The 21341-nt window shown below is 70.9% G+C and carries 20 protein-coding genes; 7 read left to right on the forward strand and 13 right to left on the reverse strand.

What is annotated here, in order from left to right:
* Positions 1-2: 2 nt before the first annotated feature.
* Genes ACZ4SV_RS32565 through ACZ4SV_RS32590 form a run of 6 tightly spaced genes read right to left on the reverse strand, consistent with a single transcriptional unit; the run spans position 3 to position 6110 of the window.
* Positions 3-521, reverse strand: coding sequence for a phage tail protein (locus ACZ4SV_RS32565; protein WP_468009096.1), 519 nt, complete (start codon positions 519-521; stop codon positions 3-5).
* Positions 518-2017 carry a phage tail sheath family protein gene (locus ACZ4SV_RS32570; protein WP_468009100.1) on the reverse strand — a complete coding sequence of 500 codons (1500 nt, stop codon included), beginning with the start codon at positions 2015-2017 and terminating at the stop codon, positions 518-520. The genes ACZ4SV_RS32565 and ACZ4SV_RS32570 overlap by 4 nt, the downstream gene beginning before the upstream one ends.
* Before the next feature lie 25 nt (positions 2018-2042).
* Entirely contained in the window at positions 2043-2498 is a 456-nt protein-coding gene (locus ACZ4SV_RS32575; protein ID WP_365876955.1) for a phage tail protein, read from the reverse strand.
* A gap of 31 nt (positions 2499-2529) precedes the next feature.
* Entirely contained in the window at positions 2530-4794 is a 2265-nt protein-coding gene (locus tag ACZ4SV_RS32580; protein WP_468009106.1) for a phage tail sheath C-terminal domain-containing protein, read from the reverse strand.
* A 12-nt stretch (positions 4795-4806) separates the two neighbouring features.
* Positions 4807-5535 (reverse strand): carboxypeptidase-like regulatory domain-containing protein, encoded by a 729-nt coding sequence (locus ACZ4SV_RS32585; RefSeq protein WP_468009108.1) that lies wholly within the window; start codon positions 5533-5535, stop codon positions 4807-4809.
* Positions 5532-6110: a Pvc16 family protein gene (locus ACZ4SV_RS32590; RefSeq protein ID WP_468009111.1), complete on the reverse strand. Its 579-nt coding sequence runs from the start codon at positions 6108-6110 to the stop codon at positions 5532-5534. The genes ACZ4SV_RS32585 and ACZ4SV_RS32590 overlap by 4 nt, the downstream gene beginning before the upstream one ends.
* A gap of 186 nt (positions 6111-6296) precedes the next feature.
* On the opposite strand from ACZ4SV_RS32590, the gene ACZ4SV_RS32595 reads away from it, so the two are divergent.
* The 5 genes from ACZ4SV_RS32595 to ACZ4SV_RS32615 all read left to right on the forward strand — a co-directional run bounded on the left by ACZ4SV_RS32595 (position 6297) and on the right by ACZ4SV_RS32615 (position 12389).
* Positions 6297-6494, forward strand: a complete 198-nt coding sequence (locus ACZ4SV_RS32595) for a hypothetical protein (protein WP_468009115.1) — start codon at positions 6297-6299, stop codon at positions 6492-6494.
* Positions 6495-6591: 97 nt separating this feature from the next.
* The gene (locus ACZ4SV_RS32600) at positions 6592-7395 is read left to right on the forward strand and encodes an AfsR/SARP family transcriptional regulator (protein ID WP_468009119.1); all 804 of its coding nucleotides are present in this window, start codon (positions 6592-6594) and stop codon (positions 7393-7395) included.
* Between the two features lie 290 nt (positions 7396-7685).
* Positions 7686-8888, forward strand: a complete 1203-nt coding sequence (locus tag ACZ4SV_RS32605; RefSeq protein WP_468009123.1) for a peptidoglycan-binding domain-containing protein — start codon at positions 7686-7688, stop codon at positions 8886-8888.
* 554 nt (positions 8889-9442) lie between these two features.
* Positions 9443-10039, forward strand: coding sequence for an SRPBCC family protein (locus ACZ4SV_RS32610; protein WP_468009126.1), 597 nt, complete (start codon positions 9443-9445; stop codon positions 10037-10039).
* Between the two features lie 37 nt (positions 10040-10076).
* The gene (locus ACZ4SV_RS32615) at positions 10077-12389 is read left to right on the forward strand and encodes an FdhF/YdeP family oxidoreductase (protein WP_468009130.1); all 2313 of its coding nucleotides are present in this window, start codon (positions 10077-10079) and stop codon (positions 12387-12389) included.
* Between the two features lie 63 nt (positions 12390-12452).
* Here the strand turns inward: ACZ4SV_RS32615 and ACZ4SV_RS32620 are convergent, their stop codons facing one another.
* Positions 12453-12599: a hypothetical protein gene (locus tag ACZ4SV_RS32620; RefSeq protein WP_468009134.1), complete on the reverse strand. Its 147-nt coding sequence runs from the start codon at positions 12597-12599 to the stop codon at positions 12453-12455.
* Here ACZ4SV_RS32620 and ACZ4SV_RS32625 point away from each other — a divergent pair.
* Together ACZ4SV_RS32625 and ACZ4SV_RS32630 are read left to right on the forward strand one after the other, a co-directional pair.
* Positions 12588-13088 (forward strand): hypothetical protein, encoded by a 501-nt coding sequence (locus tag ACZ4SV_RS32625; protein WP_468009137.1) that lies wholly within the window; start codon positions 12588-12590, stop codon positions 13086-13088. The two genes, ACZ4SV_RS32620 and ACZ4SV_RS32625, sit on opposite strands and share 12 nt — an antisense overlap.
* 325 nt (positions 13089-13413) lie before the next feature.
* Entirely contained in the window at positions 13414-13599 is a 186-nt protein-coding gene (locus ACZ4SV_RS32630) for a hypothetical protein (protein ID WP_468009141.1), read from the forward strand.
* Between the two features lie 327 nt (positions 13600-13926).
* Here ACZ4SV_RS32630 and ACZ4SV_RS32635 read toward each other — a convergent pair whose 3' ends face one another.
* The 6 genes from ACZ4SV_RS32635 to ACZ4SV_RS32660 form a co-directional block, all read right to left on the reverse strand.
* Positions 13927-14958 carry a hypothetical protein gene (locus ACZ4SV_RS32635; RefSeq protein WP_468009308.1) on the reverse strand — a complete coding sequence of 344 codons (1032 nt, stop codon included), beginning with the start codon at positions 14956-14958 and terminating at the stop codon, positions 13927-13929.
* A gap of 1974 nt (positions 14959-16932) precedes the next feature.
* Entirely contained in the window at positions 16933-17391 is a 459-nt protein-coding gene (locus ACZ4SV_RS32640) for an alpha/beta hydrolase family protein (protein WP_468009144.1), read from the reverse strand.
* Positions 17388-17888: an RICIN domain-containing protein gene (locus ACZ4SV_RS32645; protein WP_468009148.1), complete on the reverse strand. Its 501-nt coding sequence runs from the start codon at positions 17886-17888 to the stop codon at positions 17388-17390. Before ACZ4SV_RS32645 ends, ACZ4SV_RS32640 begins: the two co-directional genes overlap by 4 nt.
* 139 nt (positions 17889-18027) lie before the next feature.
* Positions 18028-19476: an endo-1,4-beta-xylanase gene (locus ACZ4SV_RS32650; RefSeq protein ID WP_468009152.1), complete on the reverse strand. Its 1449-nt coding sequence runs from the start codon at positions 19474-19476 to the stop codon at positions 18028-18030.
* 1055 nt (positions 19477-20531) lie between these two features.
* Entirely contained in the window at positions 20532-21038 is a 507-nt protein-coding gene (locus tag ACZ4SV_RS32655) for a DinB family protein (protein WP_468009156.1), read from the reverse strand.
* 8 nt (positions 21039-21046) lie between these two features.
* Positions 21047-21295: a VOC family protein gene (locus ACZ4SV_RS32660; protein ID WP_468009160.1), complete on the reverse strand. Its 249-nt coding sequence runs from the start codon at positions 21293-21295 to the stop codon at positions 21047-21049.
* Positions 21296-21341 lie beyond the last annotated feature (46 nt).

The raw sequence follows: 21341 nt of genomic DNA on the forward strand, positions 1-21341 counted from the left end.
GGTCACCTCCCTGGGTTCAGTTGCGACAAGCCGCTCGCCGCGGCGTCCTGCACGACCTTGACCAGTCCCTCGTGGGCGATCTCCAGCGACTCGACGGCGACCGCGTTCTGCTCCGCGTGCAGATCCGGGCCGGTCCACTTGGCGGCGAGACCGCCGTGGAACGCCCATGCCGCGCCGGGCACCCCGTCCGGGCCGAGGACGATCACCGCGCCGTCGCGGCGGGCGCCCAGCGAGTCGCCGAGCCCGGCCTGGTACCAGGCCCACAGGCCCGGGTCGCGCACCACGCCCCGCTTGAGGGTGATCCGGTTCCACGAGTGGCGCAGCGGAAGCTGGTGCACCGAGTCGTTGCGCCCGCCCTCCGCATAGCTCGTCACCTCCAACTGCGCGCCGAGGCCCGTGACTTCCTGGAAGGCGCCGGACGCGACCAGCGGCAGCAGCAGCGCCTGGGCGGGGGGCAGGTAGGCGTCGCCGGGGTCCAGGGTGACCAGGAACCGGTACTTCGGCAGCGGATCCTGCATCATGCCTCGATCACCTCCAGGCCTCGGTCCTGGCCGAGCACCAGACGCAGCCGGATGAACTCCATGGGGACGGCCGGGGCGGCCTCGATCTCGCAGACGAGTTCTCCCGGGTCCTGTCCGGGCGGGTTGTCGGTGTCGTCGCACACCACCCGGAACGCCTGCTCGGGCCGCGCCCCGGCGAGCGCCCCGGCCCGGAAGGCGGACAGCAGCACCGAGGTGACGGCCCGCACCAGCGTCAGCCGCAGCTCCGGGGAGTTGACGTCGAACACCAGCGGGCCCGCCACCCGGCGGACGGCGCGCACCAGGAGGTGCACGAGGCGGCGGTGGGCGACGTAGCGGCTACGGGGGTCCGCGGACAGAGTGCGCCCGCCCCACACCGTCAGACCCCGCCCGCGGGTGCACCGCACCAGGTCGACGCCCGCGTCGGACAGCCGGGCCTGCTGCGGCTCGGGGAACTCGTCCGCCAGGTCGACCGCCTCCAGGATCACGGCGTTGGCCGGCGTGTGGTGCGCTCCGCGCTCGCCGTCCAGGCGGGCGATGACGCCCAGGACGTGCCCGGAGGCGGGGACGGTGCGCAGCCCGTGCCGGTCGGGGACGCGCAGCGCCGGGTGGTAGACGGCCGCGCAGTCGAGGAGCCGGTCGTCGCCCGTCGCCGTGAGCGATCCCACCCAGTCCACCACCTCGTCCACCGAGGACAGCCGGCGCGGTACGTCCAGGACGGCCAGCCGGTCGTGCAACGGGGCGACGCTTCGCAGCAGTTCGAGCACCACGTCGGTGTGTGCGGTCCCGGACAGGTCGGTGCCGAGGTCCGGCAGCGCCACCAGCGCCGGTTCCGCGAGTTCGGCCTGTACGGCCACGGCGTCCTCGTACTCGGCGCGGGTCGGCGGGGACTCCGTGCCGCCGGTGAGTGTCAGGTCCCAGGACGTCGAGATCGGACCGGGCCGGCCGGGCGGGGGCGGGGGCCCGTCCGGGAGCAGCCGGACGAAGCGGGAGGCGGACAGCCGGTCCACCGCCTCGAGGAGCGGCAGGCCGGGGAACACCTCGGGTGACTCGCCGGGCACGGTGACCCGTACGCTCACCGTCGGCGGTCCGGCGACCGTGCTGGCCTGGTAGCGGATGGCGAGTCGCGCGCCGTTGGCCCAGGCGCCCGGGCTGGTGGCCGCCACCCGGTAGCGGGCGGCGGGGAACCCGCTCAGCGGACCGACCGTCCACCGGGTCCGGGCCGTGGTGGCCGGCCCGGACACGCGCAGCACCCAGGCCGTGCGGCCGCCGTTCTCGAAGAAGCCGCGCAGCGCGTAAGGGGTGGCGAAGGCGCCGTCCGGCCGGGCCGCCCCGCCCGGCGGGCTCGCGAGGGGTCCGAAGGCACCCATGACGTCGTTCCAGCTCTCCACCCGCACCGGCGCACCGACCGGTCCCCGGCCGAGCCGGCCGAGGAACGCCGCCACGTCGGTGCGCAGCGGCTCCGCCCCGGACCCGCGCGGCGCGAGCGTCAGGGACACGCCGGGAAGCGTTTCACTGGCCATGTCAGGCGTCGATCTCCAGCTTCTCGACCGCGAGGACGAGGGTCTCCATGGCGATCTCGTTCTTGGTGGCGCTCAGGGTCGGGCCGGTGTACTTGGTCGGCCAGCCGCGGTCGAAGTTCCAGCGCATGGCCTCCTGGCGGTTCTCGTCGAGGAGCACGATCGAGCCGGAGGTGCGCCGCACCTTGCCGTTGAGCGCCTCGACCACCCAGTTCCAGAAGCCGGCATGGCCGGTGATGCCGCGCTTGAAGGTGAGGTTGGTGTACTTCTTGAGCCCCGGGATCTTGCGGACGGTGATGTCCTCGCTCCCGTTGCGGTACTCGATCGGCGGGATCTCCAGCTCCAGGCCGCTGGCCTCGGTGAAGGACCCGCTCACCGCGACGCCGTCGTCGCTGACGTTGGTCACGATGATCTGGAAGTTGTAGGACGCGTATGGATCGTCCCTGGTCACAGGCGGCATGGTGGCCCCTCCTCGGTCCTCGGTCGGATGCTCAGGCGAGCTGGGTCTCGCGGGTCTTCTGCTGGATCCGGAAGATCACGAACTCGGCGGGGAAGACCGGCGCGACGCCGACGACGCAGATGAGACGGCCGTTGGCCAGGTCGTCCTCGGTCATCGTGGTGCGGTCACACGCGACGAAGAACGCCTCGTCGGCGGTGGTCCCGGCGAGCGCGCCGCTGCGCCACACCGTGCTGAGGAAGTTGGTGACGGTCTGGCGGACCAGGGCCCACAGCGACTCGTCGTTGGGCTCGAAGACCACCCACTGGGTGCCCTCGTCGATCGACTCCTCCAGGAAGAGGAAGAGCCGCCGGACGTTGACGTACTTCCACGAGGTGTCCGAGGAGAGCGTGCGCGCGCCCCACACCCGGTGGCCCAGGCCCGGAAAGAACCGCAGCGCGTTGATCCCCTTGGGGTTCAGCAGGTCCTGGTGGCGCCTGGTGATGTCCTGGGCGAAACCGTCGGTCTGCCGGATGCCCCGGACGACCACGTTGGCGGGTGCCTTGTGCACGCCCCGCTCCACGTCCACCCGGGCATAGATGCCGGCCATGTGGCCCGACGGCGGCACCTCGACATCGCGGTTGGTGGACGGGTCGCGGGTGACCAGCCACGGGTAGTACAGCGCCGCGTACTTGGTGTCGAACGGCTCGCGGAACGCCTGGATCCCCTCGAGGTCGAGGCCGTCGCGCGGGTCGAGGATCGCGAACCGGTCCTTGAGCAGTTCGCAGTGCGTGACCAGGCTCGATGCGACCGTGCCGGACCACATGCCGGGCACCGCGCAGACCGCGACCTCGTCGATGTCCTCCAGCGCGACGATTCCCGTGCGCCGCCCGCTGCCGCCGTCGGCGCCGACGAAATCGGCCGGGCTCAGGGACTCGTACGCGTCGTCGCCGTCCGCCAGGGACAGCCAGGAGCCGGTCGCGGGCACCGGGAACTTCGCGGGGTCGGTGGACAGGCCCGGCAGCGCGGTGGCCCGCACCAGCCGCGACCGGACGGCCAGGGCGGTCACCAGGTTCGACGGGGTGTCGCCGGTGAGCCGGAGCCCCGGGAAGGTCTCGGTGACGGTGGCGCCGCCCGGGTCGGTGAACCGGGTGCTGACCTCGGCCTCGACCAGATGGATCCGGTCGGTCTCGAAGAACGTCCCCGGTACGTCGCGGTCGAAGGTGACGGCGTCGCCGGTGACCGTCCGGACGGTCACGGCGGTCAGGGCGGTGCCGTCGTCGAGCTGGACGACCGCTCCCTCGTACAGCCTGCTCGCACCGCCGATCCTGAGGGTCGGCCCCGCCTCCAGGCTGCCCCGGCGCACCCGGCGCACGGTGAGGCCGGCCTCCCACGCCGGGTGACCGGTGCCCGCCGGGAGGGTCAGGGTGACCTTGCCGTCCGCGGGCCGGCCGACCGCGGCCTGGTACCGTTCGGAGCCGATCTGGGCCCAGACGTCGGCGGGCAGGTCGTCCGGGTCGAGCCCGGGCGCCGCGGCCACCTCGACCGCCCCGCTGTCGGCGGCCGCGTCCGCGACGAGCCGGGTGACGAACAGCGTGCCCTCCTGCGGGTCGGGCAGCACCGGCAGCGCCGCGCCGACCAGTGGCTGGACCCGGACCTGGACGCCCGATCCCCATGTCCCGGGGCTGTTGGCGGACAGCCGCAGCGTCTGCTCAGAACCGCGCTCCCCGACCTGGACGTAGTCGCCCCGGGCCGTCCTGACCTCGGCGGGCAGAGGGGCGCTCAGCGTGATCCGGCGCCTGGACATGTCGTAGCCGGAGACCGTGGTGGTGTGGACGGCCTGCTGGTCGTCGCCGCGGAAGATCTGGATCTGCTGTCCGACGCCGGTGAAGCCGACCAGGTGGCCCAGTTGCAGGCTGGTCGCGCCGCGCGCGGCATCGGTGACCAGCGGGCTCACCAGGCCCTGCCGGAGGACGCCCGAGGCGGGCTTCGCCCCGGCGCCGACGACCCGCTTGATGTAGAGGCGCTGGCCGCCGTTGTCGAAGAATCCCTTGACGGCCAGCGGGAACAACCACCAACGGCCGCCTTCTGCTGGGTTGTTCGCCCACGCGTCCTGCACGGACGCCTCCGGCTCGGGCAGGAAGCCGCCGAAGGTGTTCTGGAACTCCAGGAAGTTCGTGACGAGTTTGGGCTTGCCGGTGTACGGCCCGCGAGCGGTGACCCCGACCATCCCGGCGGTGCTGGTGCTCACCCCCGCGATCGGCCGCGGCCCCGCGTCGATCTCCTCGATGTAGACCCCGGGGCTCAGATACTCGGCCATGAAATGGGCTCCTCACTGCTCACGGATCTCGATGACGTGCCGACGCTCCGCGCCCTGGGGCAGATGCACGAGGAGCGACCCGGTCCGGCCCGGCCGCTCGACGGCCTCCAGGCGGAACGTCTCCTCGACCGCGTGCTCGGCGGCTCTCTCGCCCTCCCAGCGCAGGGCGAGCCGGAAGGCTCCCCGGGCGTCGGAGAGCGTGCGTTCGTGCCACGGTGTCAGGTCCTGGCCGGTGCGCCCCCGGGCCTCGACGAGCGCGTTCGCGACCGGCGCCCCGCCGGCAGCGTCGACGACGACGCCGTGGACCGTGCGCGTTCCGGGCGGGTAGGAAAAGGAGACTGCCGGCAGCAGCCGGACCAGCCGCGGCGAGACCTCCGCGGCGGGCGGGCGGGTGTCGTCATACGGGTGGACCAGGAACTCGACGCCGACGAGGCCGGCCGAGAACGGGTGGCCGTCGGCCGGGTACAGCGGCTGGTAGCCGGCGGCCACGAAGAGGGCCCGGTGGCGCTCCGGCCGGGCCGCCCACGGCTCCGCCCGTCTGCCGAGCCCCGGAAAGGCGAGGGATCCGCTGGGTGTGCGCACCGCCCGGTCGTCCAGCGGCAGCCAGCCGTCGGCGTCGTCGAGCCGTTCGAGGCGCACGTCCACGCCCGCGGCACGCACCCGCCGTGCGTGGTCGTCGAACGGCACCAGCCAGACGGGGCTGTAGAGCGTCGACCGGGCGAGGGGCAGGAAGGCACTCATGGCGTCGCCGGCCCCTCCACGGTCCGGCTCCGCACCGGCCGCACCGCCGTCTGGACGGCGGAGTCCAGGTTGACGACGCGGACCTCGTAGTTCAGTGAGAGCCGGTACGGCTTCTGGATCGCGTACCAGACCCAGGACTTCTGGTCGAGGGTCAGCGGTGTCAGGGTGAGGTGCAGCGAGTCGACGCTGCCGGCCAGGCCGCCGGTGAGCTGCGGGCCGTCCAGGATCGCGTCGTCGTAGAAGGTCTGCAGAGCGCGTCCGAGCATCCGGTGCTGGGTCGCCTGGTCGCCGCCCCAGGGAGTGATCAGGTACCGCAGCAGCAGCGCCATCGGCGGTTTGCGGGTGGCCGGCGGTTCGGGCGGCTGGGAGCGCACCGGCGGGCGGTTGCGCGAGGTGGGGTCCTCGGCGATCTCGTAGAGGAACACCGTGAGTTTGGGGGGCGGTGTCTGCACCGTCTCGGACAGGTCGTTCAGTTCCGCGATCGGCGGTTCCACCCGGCTCAACCCGCGCAGGGCCCGCGTCAGCGAGCCGACGACGACCGACGAGACATCGGCGATCACACCGAAGTCACCCATGCGAACACCCCCCTTGGCCCGGCCGTGGCGCCCCTGTGTGCCGCAACGATGCGGACTCCCCCGTGATCCGTCCGCGACTCGCCCGTCGCACCGGCGTCACCCGCGCGTCCTCGCCGGGTGCCGTAACGCCGCCGGACACGGACGGACGACGTCGGGGTGACACCCGTGGGGAACACTCGGTCTCCCATGGAGACCCCTTCACAGCGGTCCGGCGTCCTCATCCTGCGGGTGTGGGTGGAAGGCGACAGGTCGGACGGCTTCCGCGCGCGCATCATCCGGATCGTCGACGGGGAGCAGCAGCCGCCCGCGGCGGCGGACCAGACCGCCGCCGTCTTCCTGGCCCTGCGGACCTGGCTCGATGAGCTGCTGGAACGGGAACGGTGACGTTCCGGCGACGTTCGGTTGATCCTGCAGTGACGCCGTCCTGCTAATTCTCGACCCGGCGGCCATAACTCGCCCGTAATATGGCTATGACAAGCCGATGAGCCGAACGAAGATCACCCGCCGACATCGGTACCGGGGGGCGTCGATGAACGGACAATCACACTTTATTACCTTGAGGCTGCTCAAGGGCTTCACACTTGTGGTCGATCAAGCACGTATTCCGGTTTGTTCCAGCACTCAACGGCTCCTCGCATTCCTGGCTTTACAGGGGATGCCGCGATCCCGTACCTACGTGGCCGGAATTCTCTGGCCGGATGTCACGGCGTCGCGCGCCAACGCGAACCTGAGATCGTCTCTGTGGCGAGCGGCGCGCACGGGTCACCCCGTCATCGACGCGACCGCGCGTGAGCTGGCCCTCTCCCAGCACATCGTCGTCGACCTGCACGAGGCGATGGCTCGCGCACACCGGCTGCTCGACAGGACATGCCCGTGCGACGACATCCTCACCCTGCAGACGCTGACGGACCTGTCGGCGGATCTCCTGCCGGAATGGCCGGATAACGACTGGATGATGATCGAGCAGGAGCAATACCGTCAGCTCCGGCTTTACGCCCTGGAAGCGATGACCGAGCGGCTGACGTCGGCCCGTCGCTACGGCGAAGCCGTCGCCGCGGGACTGGCCGCCGTACGTACCGAACCGTTGCGGGAAAGTGCCCATCAGGTACTTATGAAGGCGCATTTAGCGGCCGGCAACAGAGGTGCGGCACTGCGCCAATTCGAACATTGCCGCCGCATCCTGCGGGAGGAATTGGGGCTGGAACCCTCTACTTCGCTGCGTGACCTCGTGCCGCTGCGCGGCGAGCACGGCGAGCAGTCACGGCCGGAGCCCTACAGCGGCTAGCCCCCGGGGCCTCCCGGACACCGTCCCATACGGGCGGACGCCTCCGCTCCGCCCGACGGCCGCGCGGTGTGCGCCCTCGGCATTCGACGCCCCTCCGGCACCACGAGGACCACGCCGCCCCGAGCGCATCGTGCCGCGGCCACGCGACCCCACCGAGGAACGGACCGGGCGGCGGCCTCCTCCCCCTCCCCCGACCTGCCCTGCCGCCATGTGCCGCACGCACACCTCGACGCCCTCCGCACACCGCGCATACGCGCACTCCACACACTCCACGCCTCACGAGGAGCGCCATGACCGCCTTCCACGCTGCCGTCGTCCACCCCGACCAGTCCGTCACCTACTGCGGCGAGGTGAGCCAGGCGCACGTCGACGAGGCACTCGCCATAGCCGCCGTCGAGACCGCACCGTGCTCCGCCGCCCGGCACCCACGGCGCCCCGGCTCGGTCTTCGTGCTGCGCGAGGACGGCGACCTCGACTGGTACGAGCCGGTGGACGCCGAGCCGTTCGTCACCCGCGACCCGGGCCCGAAGCCCCGTACCGAGGGCGGCGACCCCACCACCGACGACCCGTCCATGGCCGGCGAGCGGGTGCGCGGGCGCGCCGGCACCCGATGGATCTCCGGCGCGATCCGGCTCGGCGACGGCGTCATCGGCGGGGCGATGGACACCCCCGGCAATCCGCCCCGGGTCGTGCACCACACCACGGAGTGCCCGGCCGGGGGCAGATATCTGGAGAGCGCCGGGTCGTACCTGATCCGTGTGGCCTCCGAGCCGCAGCTCATCTACTGCCCGGTGACCGACCGGGTGGGCCAGTTCGGACCGCTGGACCTCAGCGCCCGGGCCCTGCGCAACGACGGCGCCCGGCGGACCAATCGCGAGGGCAGGGTCTGCGTCCAGATCGAGGTCCTCGGGCGCGCCCGCACCCCCTGGACCACCGGCTGGGATCCGGCGAAGAAGCCGGGCTGGCACCGGATCCTGGCCGCCGTCCGCTCCTGGGGCGTGCCGGACGTGTTCCCGGCCGGACGTCCCGCGGCGTACCCGGGGCCGGGCAAGTCCCGCTCGCGGTCCGTCTGGCGGTCCGAGGGCGGCCACTTCGGGCATGTCGACGTCCCGGGCAACGACCACGGCGATCCGGGGGCGATCGACACCGCCAAGGTGCTGTACCAGGCCCGTCCCACCCCGCCGAAGCCGGCCAGGCCGAAGGTCAGCGTCGCCCACCTGGTCGCCGCCGCGAGGAAGGACGTGCCGGCCCGGGACGGACACACCACCTACCCGGCCGAGGTCCGCATCGTCGAGAACGCCCTCGTCGCCGAGGGTCTCCTCCACCGCGGGTACGCCGATGGCTCCTTCGGCTCCAAGACGGTCTCCGCGTACGCGGCCTGGCAGCGCAGCAAGGCCGGCGGCGCCTACACCGGCGACGCCGCCGACGGCATCCCCGGCATCGCCTCCCTGAAACGCCTGGCAGCCCGGCACGGCTTCACGGCAACGGCCTGAACACAGTGCTGGACCGACAACCGGGAGGGCGAGGACGCGCACTCCTGCCGGCTGCACGAGGACCTCGCCGAGTGTGGGAGCGCAGTCGTGGCACCGATTCGCACTGACGGGCCAGGCCCCGTCGTGGGAGCACGGCCGGATCACCGCGCGCTACGGCGACCTCGTCCACGCCGCACGCGCGCCGAGCCTGTCGTACGCTCCCAGGACCGCTGACGCCGCCGGGTACATCCCTCGGCCGGCGGGGCGCCGCGGCGACGGCGGAGCGGCGCCCCGGGGCGTAGCCGCCCGCCCGCCTGCCGGGGAGCGGTGAGTGGCGGGCGGCCGTGTCCAGGGGTGAAGCTGGAGGTGCCCGCCGGGCAACGGGAGAAGCCCGTCAGCGGCGTTCCTTTCGGTGCCTCGGGTCCGGCGCTCTCTTCGCGGTCGGACCCGCGCCCAGGGACGCCGGTGCGGTCGGGTGACTCAAAACCCGGGATCGGGGAACCGGAAGTGGTGCCCTGACCCATGAGGGGCGGACGGGTGCCCGGACGCCCGGCATTCCCACCGGAAGAAGGACCATGATGGCGCACGAAGAGGACGACGGGCGCACCGACGGTGACGGTGTCACCCGCCGCCGTCCGCTGCGTGAGTGGCACGTCGAGGAGACAGTCGAGGTCGCGGTGCCGGTCCGCACGGCCTACAACCAGTGGACGCAGTTCAAGACGTTCCCGCGCTTCTCGGCCGTGGTGCGTGGCGTCGAGCAGGTCAGGCCCACCGTCACCGCGTGGACCATCGGCTACGGCCTGCTGCGCCACCGTTTCCTGGTCGAGATCCTGGAGCAGGACCCCGACGCCTATCTGGCCTGGCGTGGCCTGGAGCAGCACCCCACACACGAGGGCGAGGCCGAGTTCAGGCCCACGGGATCCGGCGGCACCGCGATCACGGTCCGGATGCTCCTGCGGCCGCACGGGGCCGCGAAGGTCCTCACCCGCTCCCCCGGGGTCACGGGTCTGACCGCCCGGCTGGTGCGCGCCGAACTGGTCGGCTTCAAGAACTTCATCGAAGGGCTCGGCCAGGAGGGCGGCGCCTGGCGCGGCACCATCCGCAACGGCCGCGTCCAGCACGACACCCCGGAACCGCCCAGGAGTCGTGTCGCCCAGTGGCCCGTCGGCTGACCCGCCCGCCCGCACACGGCAAGAGAAAGGCCAAGCGATGCAGAACCCGCCCGGTCGGGAGCCGGAGACCTCCCTCTCCGTGACACCGCCGAAGAAGTGGGCGGCCGGGGTCCCCGCCGTCGTGCACGCGCTGGAGTACTCCCTGGAGCAGACCTCCCCGCGCAAGACCGGGGTCGACCTGCTCACCATGAACCAGGTGGGCGGGATCGACTGCCCCGGCTGCGCGTGGGCCGACCCCGCCCCGGGCCGGCGCCATCGCAACGAGTACTGCGAGAACGGGGCCAAGCACATCAACGACGAGGCCACGACGCGCCGGATCACCGCCGACTTCTTCCGGGAACACAGCGTGTCCGACCTGGCCGCCCGTTCCGACATGTGGCTCAACCAGCAGGGCCGGCTCACCGAGCCGATGATCAAACGGCCCGGATCGGACCACTACGAGCCCATCGGCTGGAACGACGCCCTGGGCGTCCTCGCGCAGGAACTCAATGGACTGGACTCGCCCGACGAGGCGGTCTTCTACACCTCCGGCCGGGCCAGCAACGAAGCCGCTTTCGTCTTCCAGCTCTTCGCCCGGGCCCTCGGCACCAACAACCTGCCCGACTGCAGCAACATGTGCCACGAGTCCAGCGGCTTCGCCCTGAACGAGACGCTCGGCGTCGGCAAGGGCACCGTGAGCCTCGACGACCTCCACCACGCGGACCTGATCTTCCTGGTGGGACAGAACCCGGGCAGCAACCACCCGCGGCAGCTCTCGGCCCTGGAGGAGGCCAAGCGCAACGGCGGCCGCATCGTGGCGGTCAACCCGTTGCCGGAGGCGGGGCTGCGGCGCTTCAAGAACCCGCAGAAGCCGCGCGGGGTCGTGGGGCGGGGCACCCAGATCGCCGACCGCTTCCTGCACATCAAACCGGGCGGGGACCTCGCCCTGTTCCAGGCACTGAACCGGCTGCTGCTGGAGGCGGAGGACGCGCGTCCCGGCACCGTCCTGGACCACGACTTCATCCACGCCCACACCTCCGGTTTCGAGGACTTCGCCCGGCACGCACGCACCGTCGACTGGGACGACGTGCACGCGGCGACGGGACTGACCCGTCAGGAGATCGAGAAGGTCCGCGACGAGGTCCTGCGCAGCGAACGCGTCATCGTGTGCTGGGCGATGGGCATCACCCAGCACAAGCACGGCGTGCCCACCATCCGGGAGATCGTCAACTTCCTGATGCTGCGCGGCAACCTGGGGCGCGCGGGCACGGGCGCCTGCCCGGTCCGCGGCCACAGCAACGTCCAAGGCGACCGCACCATGGGGATCTGGGAGCAGATGCCGGACGTCTTCCTGGACGCCCTGCAGCAGGAGTTCGGCTTCGACCCGCCGCGTCCGCACGGCCTGGACTCGGTGAACTCGATCAAGGCGATGCTGGAGGGCCGCATCAAGGTCTTCCTCGCCCTGGCCGGGAACTTCGTGCGCGCGGCGCCCGACAGCGAGGTCACCGAGAAGGCGATGCGTTCGTGCCGGCTGACCGCCCACATCTCCACCAAGCTCAACCGCTCGCACACCGTCTGCGGCGACACCGCCCTGATCCTGCCGACGCTGGGGCGCACCGAGCGTGACATCCAGGCCGACGGCGAGCAGTTCGTCACCGTCGAGAACTCCATGAGCGAGGTGCACACGTCCCAAGGGCGGCTCGAACCGGCCTCGCGCATGCTGCTGAGCGAGGTCGCCATCCTGTGCCGGCTCGCCCGGCTGACCGTCGACGGCGTGGGGGACATCCCCTGGGCCAGGTTCGAGGGCGACTACAACACCATCCGCGACAGCATCTCCCGGATCGTGCCGGGCTTCCACGACTTCAACGCCCGGGTGACCCGTCCGGGAGGCTTCCAACTGCCCAACCCGGTCAACGAGGGCGTGTTCCGGACCGAGACCGGCAAGGCCCGGTTCACCTGCAACGACCGGGTGGTCCCCCTGGCCCCCCAGGGGCACCTGCTGCTGCAGACCCTGCGCTCGCACGACCAGTGGAACACCGTCCCGTACACCAACAACGACCGCTACCGCGGCATCCACGGCAGCCGCCACGTCATCCTGGTCAACCCGGCCGACCTGTCCGAACTCGGCCTCGCGCAGGGCGACCGGGTGGACCTGGTGAGCGTCTGGGAGGACGGCACCGAGCGCCGGGCGGAGAACTTCGAGGTCGTGTCCTACCCGGCGGCCAAGGGTTCGGCCGCCGCCTACTACCCGGAGACGAACGTCCTGGTGCCGCTCGACAGCGTCGCCGACATGAGTAACCAGCCCACGTCGAAGGGCATCGTCGTCCGCCTGGAACCCACGGGCGACCAGTCCCGGCCGGCACCCGTCTGACGGGGACCGGGACGGTCGTACCCCGAACGGGGCCCGCGGACGCACGGCGGTGACGTGCCGGCGTCAGGGGCGTTCGTACAGCTGGAGCAGGCCGCCCACGCACGGGCATCCGGCGCCGAGGAGCGTGCTCCAGTCGGCGATGCCGGCGTGGACCAGGCTGCCGGTGACGGGCGGGTATGGGCGACGGGTGCCGAGATCATGGCGATCCACCAGCCGAGGCTGCGGCGGCGCAGGCAGGGCCGGCCGCGGTGGCAGATCTCGACGAAGGCGGGGCGGCCGGAGATCAGGAACAACAAGCAGCCGATGACGGACGGCGGCGGCGCGAGCAGCAGCGGCGGGTTGGTGGGCGACCGCCACGGCACAACGGCCGCTGCCCGGCAGGGGGCAATGGCCCGGAGTGGCCCGGCACCGGAGCTGCGGGCCGACCTCGACACGCTACTGAGAGACCGTGAACGACTCGCTGACGCAACCGAGTTGGACGACTGGGCCCGCACCGAATCGACCCCGTCCAATGAGGAGTTCAAGCGCATCCGCACCCTGATCCTCCGTGTCGAGACCGACCTCGAAGGGCTCACCGACGACGAAATCGAGCAGGTCGAGGAGGCCGCCCGGACCCTGCGCAAGACCCGCACGGTCTCCCTCGGCATGCCCGGCATCCGAGCCCCGGAGCCGGACCTGCAACTGGAGCGCAACGCATGACGACATCACCGGACCACCTGGTCAAGGCACGGGCCGCGGACTCCGAACGCCGCAGATCCCGCGTCCTGAAAGTCCTGGACCAGCTCACCACCAACGGCGAGGAGATCAGCGTCTCCGCAGTCGCCCGCACGGCAGGCGTCCACCGCAGCCTGATCCATCGTCACAACGACCTGCACACGACCGTACTCGCCCGCGCGAGTGAGCCCCCACCCGGCACGACGGCGGCCACGCAGGTCAGCCGTCGGCCGACGTCGCGAACCTCACCGCCCGCAACAGCCGCCTGTCCGCACACATCGCCCGGCTCGAACGACGCCTCTCCGAGGCCATGGGGCAGGCAGCCTGGAAAGCCTCCGGCCTCGGTGCCCCGGCAGACGTCGAAATCCTCACCCGCCGGGTCACCGAGCTGGAACAGCAGATCCTCGACCTCCGCGCGGAACTCGCCGAACGAGACGAGGACCTCGCCGCGGCTCGGGCGGCCAACCGCGCGTTGATGAACCAGGTCAACCGCTGAATGCCCCATCGCTGTCACCCTCACCATGCCAGCGCGACCGCATTGATCGCAGGGTCCACCATGTTGTCGGCGATGATGACGAGGGCGTTCGCGAGGCCCGACGGAACGGCCACCGGCGAGCCCTGGTTCTTCTGCACATCGGCCCACGGCACCCGGCGCGAGTCCGACACCAACAGGGTGCGCGCCCAGAACGAGGTACTTCGCGGCGCGATAGTGGTCCAGGATGATGTGCGCCACCACGATCATTGCAGGCGCAAGCGGAGACTGCGTGATCAGCAGGAACGGCAGGCTCAAGGGCGACGCCCGTCATGCCCCAGATGGCCCGCCCTAACTTGGCGAGCTTGACGATCTGTCGTCTGCGGCCGGAGACGGGCGAGCCGCGGGCAGTGTCGGCTGGATCGGTGTCGGCTCGCCTGTCGCGCTCGACTCCCCGGAAGCGGTCCTATAGGTATCCAGCGCGGTCTGTGCCGGGTGGAATCCGGTGCGGACGAGATCGCTGGCCAGGCGCCACATAGCACGCTCCTCCTCGACCCTGTCAGGGACCGTGAGTCCAAGCGCAGCGGCCAGGGGGTGTCGCCCAAGATTGACCATGGCCCGAACCGCGCCTGCCCACTCGTCGGTGGCCACGACCGCCAGGCGATACCAAAGCAGTGTGAGCGGTGGCAGAACCGCAATGGTCGCGGCGACCAACCAGGGGCGTACAGCGGTGCCGATAGCGAGGTCGGCGACGGCGGCCGCAACGACGAGCAGGTGCCCGTAGAGCAGGCTGACGAAGAAGTCGACGCTCATCCGGGCGTCGTCGGTCTGCTGGCGTGCCATGTCGGGTACAGCAGCGTTGAGTTCGTGCCAGAGCACCTGCGAGTCGAGTCGGTAGCGGTCATAGCCATACTCCTCGAACCGTCGGATCGCATTGCCGAGCCGAGTTGGGGTGACCTGTCGATCGTCCAGGGGATAGCGGTGCAGCTGCTCGTTGAGGAGCGCGAACCAGGCATCGCCCTTGCGGGTGTCCGCTGTCAGGTAGCGACTGATGATCGGGTGGGCGCGGAAGGCGGCAAGCACGGACTCGTCGGCAACGGCCAGGCGACCTGCTCGTTCCTGCTCAGCCAGGACCAGAGCGTCCACGCGATTACGCAGCAGGTGCTTGCGGGCCAGATGATGACGACGACGCACGTGGACCAACCACCGCGGCCAGCCGCGATACCCTTCGAGAACGCGGTAGAGCGGCGTCTGGAGAGCAGCAAGGACCAAACCGAGGACCGCCGTGGCAACCAGGCCGAAGATCGCGGCCTGGCCCTTCTCGTCCCCGAGCGCTGCGAAGCTGCTCAGCTTCGGCACCACCACGAACCCCAAGACCAGCACATTGATCAAGCTGGGCAGGATCCAGCCGACCAGCAAGGCACGCCCACCGCCGAGGGCACTCTGAACCAGCCCAGTCACCGCGGACTACTGCCGGCCCCGGTTCCGGCCCAGCAGACGGCGATACCACGGTTCGCGTAGATCGTCGTAGGGGCCGGCGGTCTCGGGAACCGAGTCGGCATTCGCCGGGTTCACGTGGCGCTGTTCCTCAACAACGGCCTCGGCACGAGCCTGCTCACGCTGATAAAAGCCTGGGCCAGGCGGGCGCGAGCCAATTGGAGCAGAATCAGGCTGAGGGGGGTCGAGTCTGCGAATGACCTGGCTGAGGTGCCACTCGACGTCGCTCAACAGAGTGACCTTACGTGCATTGTCGTGCTCGGAGCGCATCTTGAGGAGTGCGGAGAGGGCGGACCTTGCGTCCGTGTCCGGATGGGCATGATCGTGGGAGACCATCTCGGCGCACGCGGCTAGGACACTCTCCACACTGGCGTCGAACTCGTCCAGTACGTCCTTTAACGCGGCGCGCATTGTATCGGTGTCCGTGTCCGGCCACCACCGTGGAGGGTAGCCAGTCCTGGTTTGCAGCTGGTCGTGAGCGCGGCGGGCCGCCTTGTAGACCGTTCGAAGTACTCGCTGAGCCTCTTCTGCCTCCATGCGCCATGACCGTACTTGACTCGTGCCGATTTGGTTCGCCGATTGGCACACTCCGGGTGTGAAGCAATGAGCAGCGTGGACCGCTCGCCGCTACCTTGCACCGTGAGTCAGAGATGGGAGCCCTGGGGCTTCGACGGCCCTCAAGTCTAGAGGCCCGTCCGCGACACTTGTCGCGGACGCTTCCGGGACCGTTCACCGGTCACCAGCACGCATTCGGCATGCTCGTCTCCGCTGATCTTACGAACCCGAGGGAAAGGCAGTGGAAAAGGGATGCCAGCGCCTCGGTCTGCCACCGGGTGGCCGCGGCCGCGTGGGCGGTGGCGAACCCCTCCCTGTCGTCGGGCTCCGCGGACTGCGCGAGGGCGCTCGAGGACCTCGAGCGCCCTCGCGTTGACTGCATGCCAGTCGCCACCGTGGTACCAGCAGCAGGTACGGGCGTCGCCGCGGCGCGGCAGCACCTGCCGCGTCCAGCGCCGCTACCAGGGCACCCCGGCCGGTACGCACACCGACGCGCGGAACGGACGCGGCCGGGAGAGACGGGCCACCGCGAACTCGGCGGAACACCAGCCGCGGTTCCGGCTCGACGGCGCGCGGCACGTAGCCGCTGCCGCGGTCCGTGGCGACGGTTGCGTCGACCAGGTCCCGCAGCTACTCGTGGGTGATCACCGACCGGCGCGGGCCCTGTGGCCGGTAGCGGTCGGCGCCGGCGAACTGCACGCGCCGAAAGCGCCAGCAGACCCCGGAACCTGTGGGCCCATCGCAACGGCCCGCCGGCAGCGCCGTGGACGGTCACCACCACCTCCCGCAGCAGACCCGCGACCTCGTGGCCGGGCAGGCGCGCGGCCCACTCCCGCTGGAGCACCTCCAGCAGGTCGGGGAGCGCCTCGTGGCTGGCGGTGCCGACCGGTTCCTGGCCTGCGTGTGCGGGCCGGCGCGCGGCCTCGAAGGCCAGGTATCCCGTGTGCCCGAGGTCGACGGTGTCCCTCGGCAGCGCCTCGACGGCGAGCAGCCAGTCCCCGTCCCGCGCGGGCATCGGGAGATTGCCTGCCGAGCTGGCCACCAGCCGGCGCGACAGACTTGCCTCCTCGGCCGGCATCCCGGCCGGGGGCCGGGCGGTGACGTGCGGGACCAGCAGCCGGACACCGGCGGGAGGAAGGCACCTGCGTCGGCCAGGCGCAGCAACGCATCCAGCGCGCCCGGGCTCCCGGCGGCGACCTGTTCGGCACAGGCGGGCGGGCTCCGGGGCAACGGCGGCCACGTGCACAAGCAACCGGGCAGTCGGCCACACGCCGGCCGCCCCGTCGGCCAGAACCAGCTGCTCGGTCAGCACGCCCTGCCAAGCCCGGGCCGGGCCGGAACCGAAGGAGAGCGCTGGCTGAAGGTGGCAGCGTTGTACGGGCCGAAGATCGTCAGGCTCGTCCCAAGGTGGCGGCGCTGCTCTGGCCGGGTGGAGCCGTCGACCGGGTCGGGGTAGTGGTCGCCGTCGAAGGCGGCCCACTGGACCGGGTATCCGGTGCGGCAGCCCGGGTAGGTGGTGGTGATGTGCGTCCGGCTGCCGGGTGTGGGTTCGCGCGGGGTCTGCGGGGTGCAGCCGTTGTTGGCGACGAACTTGTCGCGCAGGGCCCTTCCTTGCGCGATGTGGAGGACGGAGTCGCTGATGCCGTGGATACCGAAGTAGGCGATGGGCTGGGCGCCTCCGTCGCATCCGCTGATCTGTCCGCCGGAGATGACCGCGACGGCCTGGAAGGCGTTCGCCCGACTGCAGGTGAGGGCGTAGCTCATGCCGCCGCCCCAACTGAATCCGGTGGAGAAACGCTGTGCCGGGTCGACGCAGAGGCCCGACTCGATGCGCCGGAACAGTCGCCGTACTGGGCGACATTGCCGCCGTCGGCGGTGGAGCCGCCCTGCACCTCCACCGCCTTGCCGCCGGCGCGGTTGATCAGCCGGACGTGGCCCCCGTCGGAGTCGGCCAGGCGGGACTGCTGGTTGGTCCCGTTCTGGTCGGCCCACTGCTGGATCTGGGCACCGTCCGCGGCCGAGGAGCCGGCCACGTCGAGGACCTTGCCCGGATGCCGGGCCTTGAGGCGGTAGTAGCCGCCGCCGGAGTCCACGAACTGCCACTGCTGGTTGGCCTGGTCGGGCCGGGTCCACCGGTTGATCCGCGCGCCGTCGGCGGTGGACGTGCCGGAGACGTCCAGCGCCTTGCCGCTGTTGCGGTTGACCAGGACGTACCAGGCGTTGGTGTCCACCGCCGCCGCCGCGGCGGGCGTCGGACGCACGGCGGTGAGCATGCCGAGGGCGAGGGCCGCCGCCAGCAGGGCGGCGGTCCGGGACTACCAGCGATGCCTTGCCGGTGGGGCGGGGGGAGCCGCACCGTAGGTCGTCATCGATGCGTCCTTTCGTTCGTGGGGGGTCTCATCAGGTGCGGGTCCAGCGCTGGTTGCCGCCGTTGGAGCAGGTGTAGAGCTGGAGCAGGGTGCCGTTGGCGGTGCCGGCCCCGACGGCGTCGAGGCAGAGGCCGGACTGGACACCGACGACGGTTCCGTCGGAGTTCAGGCGCCATTTCTGGTTGTCGGCGCCCCAGCAGGTGTAGATCTGGACCTTGGCGCCGTTGCCGGTGCCGGCGGCGTCCAGGCACTTGTTGCCGTAGACCCGCAACTCACCGGCGTCGGTGTACGCCCACTGCTGGTTGGTGGCGTCGTGGCAGTCCCACAGCTGGACCTGGGTGCCGTCGGTGGTGCTGGTGCCGGGCACGTCCACGCAGCGGCCCGAGGCGACGCCCTTGAGCGGCCCGGAGTCCGAGGGGTTCCCCGGGTTCCCGGGGTCGGTGCCGGTGCCGGCGTTGAGGGCGTTGAGGACGGCGGTGTAGGCGGGCTTCTTGCTGCCGTCGTTGTTGAACAGCAGCGGCGTGTCACCGGACCGCCAGGAGTCGCTGTCGCGCACGCCCCAGACGGTGATGCCGAGGCAGCGCGCGACGGCCAGGCAGTCGTTGGTCACGCTGGCGTAGGTCGAGGACGAGGCGCCCTGGATGTCGAGTTCGGTGATGGCCACGTCGACGCCGAGGGCGGCGAAGCTCTGCAGGGTGGTGCGGAAGTTGCTGTCGTACGGGCTGCCGCTGTTGAAGTGCGACTGGAAGCCGACGCAGTCGATCGGCACGCCGCGCTGCTTGAAGTCCCGGACCATCGCGTACACGGCCTGGGTCTTGGCCCAGGTCCAGTTCTCGATGTTGTAGTCGTTGTAGCAGAGCTTGGCGGCCGGGTCGGCGGCGCGGGCGGTGCGGAAGGCGACCTCGATCCAGTCGTTGCCGGTGCGCTGGAGGTTGGAGTCGCGCCGGGCGCCCGAGTTGCCGTCGGCGAACGCCTCGTTCACGACGTCCCACTGGGCGATCTTGCCCTTGTAGTGGGCCATCACGCCGTTGATGTGGTCGATCATCGCCTGGCGCAGCGTGCTGCCGCTGAGGCTCTGCATCCAGCCCGGCTGCTGGGAGTACCAGGCCAGGGTGTGGCCGCGTACCCGCTTGCCGTTCTGTACGGCCCAGTTGTAGACGCGGTCGGCGGCGGTGAAGTTGAACTGGCCGCGCTGCGGCTCGGTGGCGTCGATCTTCATCTCGTTCTCGGCGGTCACCATGTTGAATTCACGGTTGGCGATCGTCGTGTACGCCGAGTCGTTCAGCCTGCCCGAGGCGATGGCGGTGCCGAAGTAGCGGCCGCTCTGCGCCGCCGCGGCGCCGAGTGTGCTCTCGGCGGCGTGCGCGGACGGCGGCGCGACCAGCGCGGCGACCACGCCGAGGACGCCGGCCACCAGCGTCAGCAACAGGCCGCGGATCATGCGGCGGTTGACGGATCTGGGAAGGGCGTACGAGCCCATGACTGTGCCTCCAGGGTAGGGATCACGGAAGGACGGAAGCGCGGGGGCGCGTCGTCCGGTCATGGCACCGACCTCACCGGGACGTGAGGGGGTGGCGCGGGTGCTTGCCCAGGCGGCCGAGCGGTTCGGCATGCCGAACTTCGGCCGGTTGTTCAGACAGGGATGATTGAGGTTTTGACGGTGGATCGTCAATACAAGTTGCAGAAAAAGTCTCCGCCAGTTGTCCGAAAGTTTCGACTGCTCGGCTGAGGGTGCGGTCCGTGGCCAGATCAGGGACGGGGCTGTGACTGGACGGGGCACCTTTCCGGCTCGCGGGGTCCGGAACGCCGGAAGTTTCTCGAAAGTTTCGAGACGGCTTCGATCTGCTGGAGGGCTTCGCACACGACGGCTGCGTAGAGGGCGGCCTGCTCGGTGGTGAGCCGCACCAGGCGTGGCTGGTCGATGCGGTGTCGGTGGCGGCGCAGGCGCGGCGCTCGATGGTGGGCATCTGGACGGGACGCAGCCGGCGGGCCGTGGCAAGGGCGGTGCCGACATCGCCGAGGTGGCGGCGGATCCCGATCCGGTAGAGGGCGCACTGGCCGGCGGTCAGCTCCCGGGGGCAGCGCGGTGTGCGGGCGGCCCGCGAGGTGGTGGGCGTTCTCCTCGGCCCGGCCGCGAACCCTCGCGCCCCCGGGGGCCGGTGGGCCTGGGCCGCGGTGGAGGCGGCGGTGGAGCGCCGCCATGCCGGCCGCCTCCAGCCCGGCCGCAGTGGCGCGACGAAGCCTTCCGGGCGGCCCGAGGCAGGCGGGTGTCCTGGGCACGGCAGCAGCTCGCCGAAGCCGAGGCCGACACTGGGCAAGTGGAAGCGGTTCGGGCCGAGCTGGGCCAGTTGATCCGACACAGCGCCTCGACCCTGACCGAGCCGCGGCGTTGACCCGTCTGAAGGTCGCCTGCCAGCACTGGGAGACCCGTACCGGACGAATGCCGACCCGCTGAAACGGTTCGGGGCAACCGTCCGTCGAGCTAAGGGGTTGTCCCGTAAGTGGCTCGTTCCTTTCGTGGGTCCGCGGTCGGTTTCAGGTCAGGACCATCCATCGTCGGCCGTCGATGAGTTCTCGTGCGGCGTCGAGATGTCCGGCATGGCATGCGGTCTCGGTGATGACGTGCAGCAGGACGTCCCGGACGGTGTGCAAGTGCGGTGCACCGAAGAGGTGGTGGGGCCACCAGGCCAGAGGGGTGTCCGCGGTCACAGCAGCGACGGCGGTGTCTGCGAGGTCCGCCTCCGTGCGATATCCGTCGAGTACCTCGGTATGCGGTACGTCAGGGGCCACCTGCCAGGCGTCGTCGATGTCGTCGAGGGCTTCGATGACAGTGGGATCGCCGGTGATGACGGCACGGAACCAGAACCGTTCGACGTCGAGCGCGAGGTGCTGAACGAGCCCCAGGCAGCTCCATCGGGACGGCAGCACGGGCCGTCGCAGTGCCTCCGGGTCCAGCCCGTCGAGTATGCCGAGGACATGGCGGCGCTGTGCGTTCAGAAAGGACAGGAGCACTTGCATCTCGGTGTTGGCTGTCGGGGACACTTTCGCGGTCACTGTGCGATCTCCCAGATGTGGCCGGCCGGATCCTCGAAGCTGGCAGTTCGTATTCCCCAGAGTCGGTTCATCGGGCCGTTCAGCGGCGTTACGCCGCGGGTGGTCAGCTCCTTGCACATCGCGTCCACGTCGTCCACGCGGAGGGTGAGCTGAACGCGGGAGCCGGCGTTCGGGTCGGCAACGCGCGCGGGGCCGATCAGCTCGTGTGCCGCGGTGGATCGCAGCAGGTTTGTCAGAGGGGTCACGGCTACAAAGGATCTACCAGTGGCTGCCCGCTGCATAGGTCGCACC

The sequence above is a fragment of the Streptomyces sp. NPDC027672 genome (genome assembly GCF_055566335.1).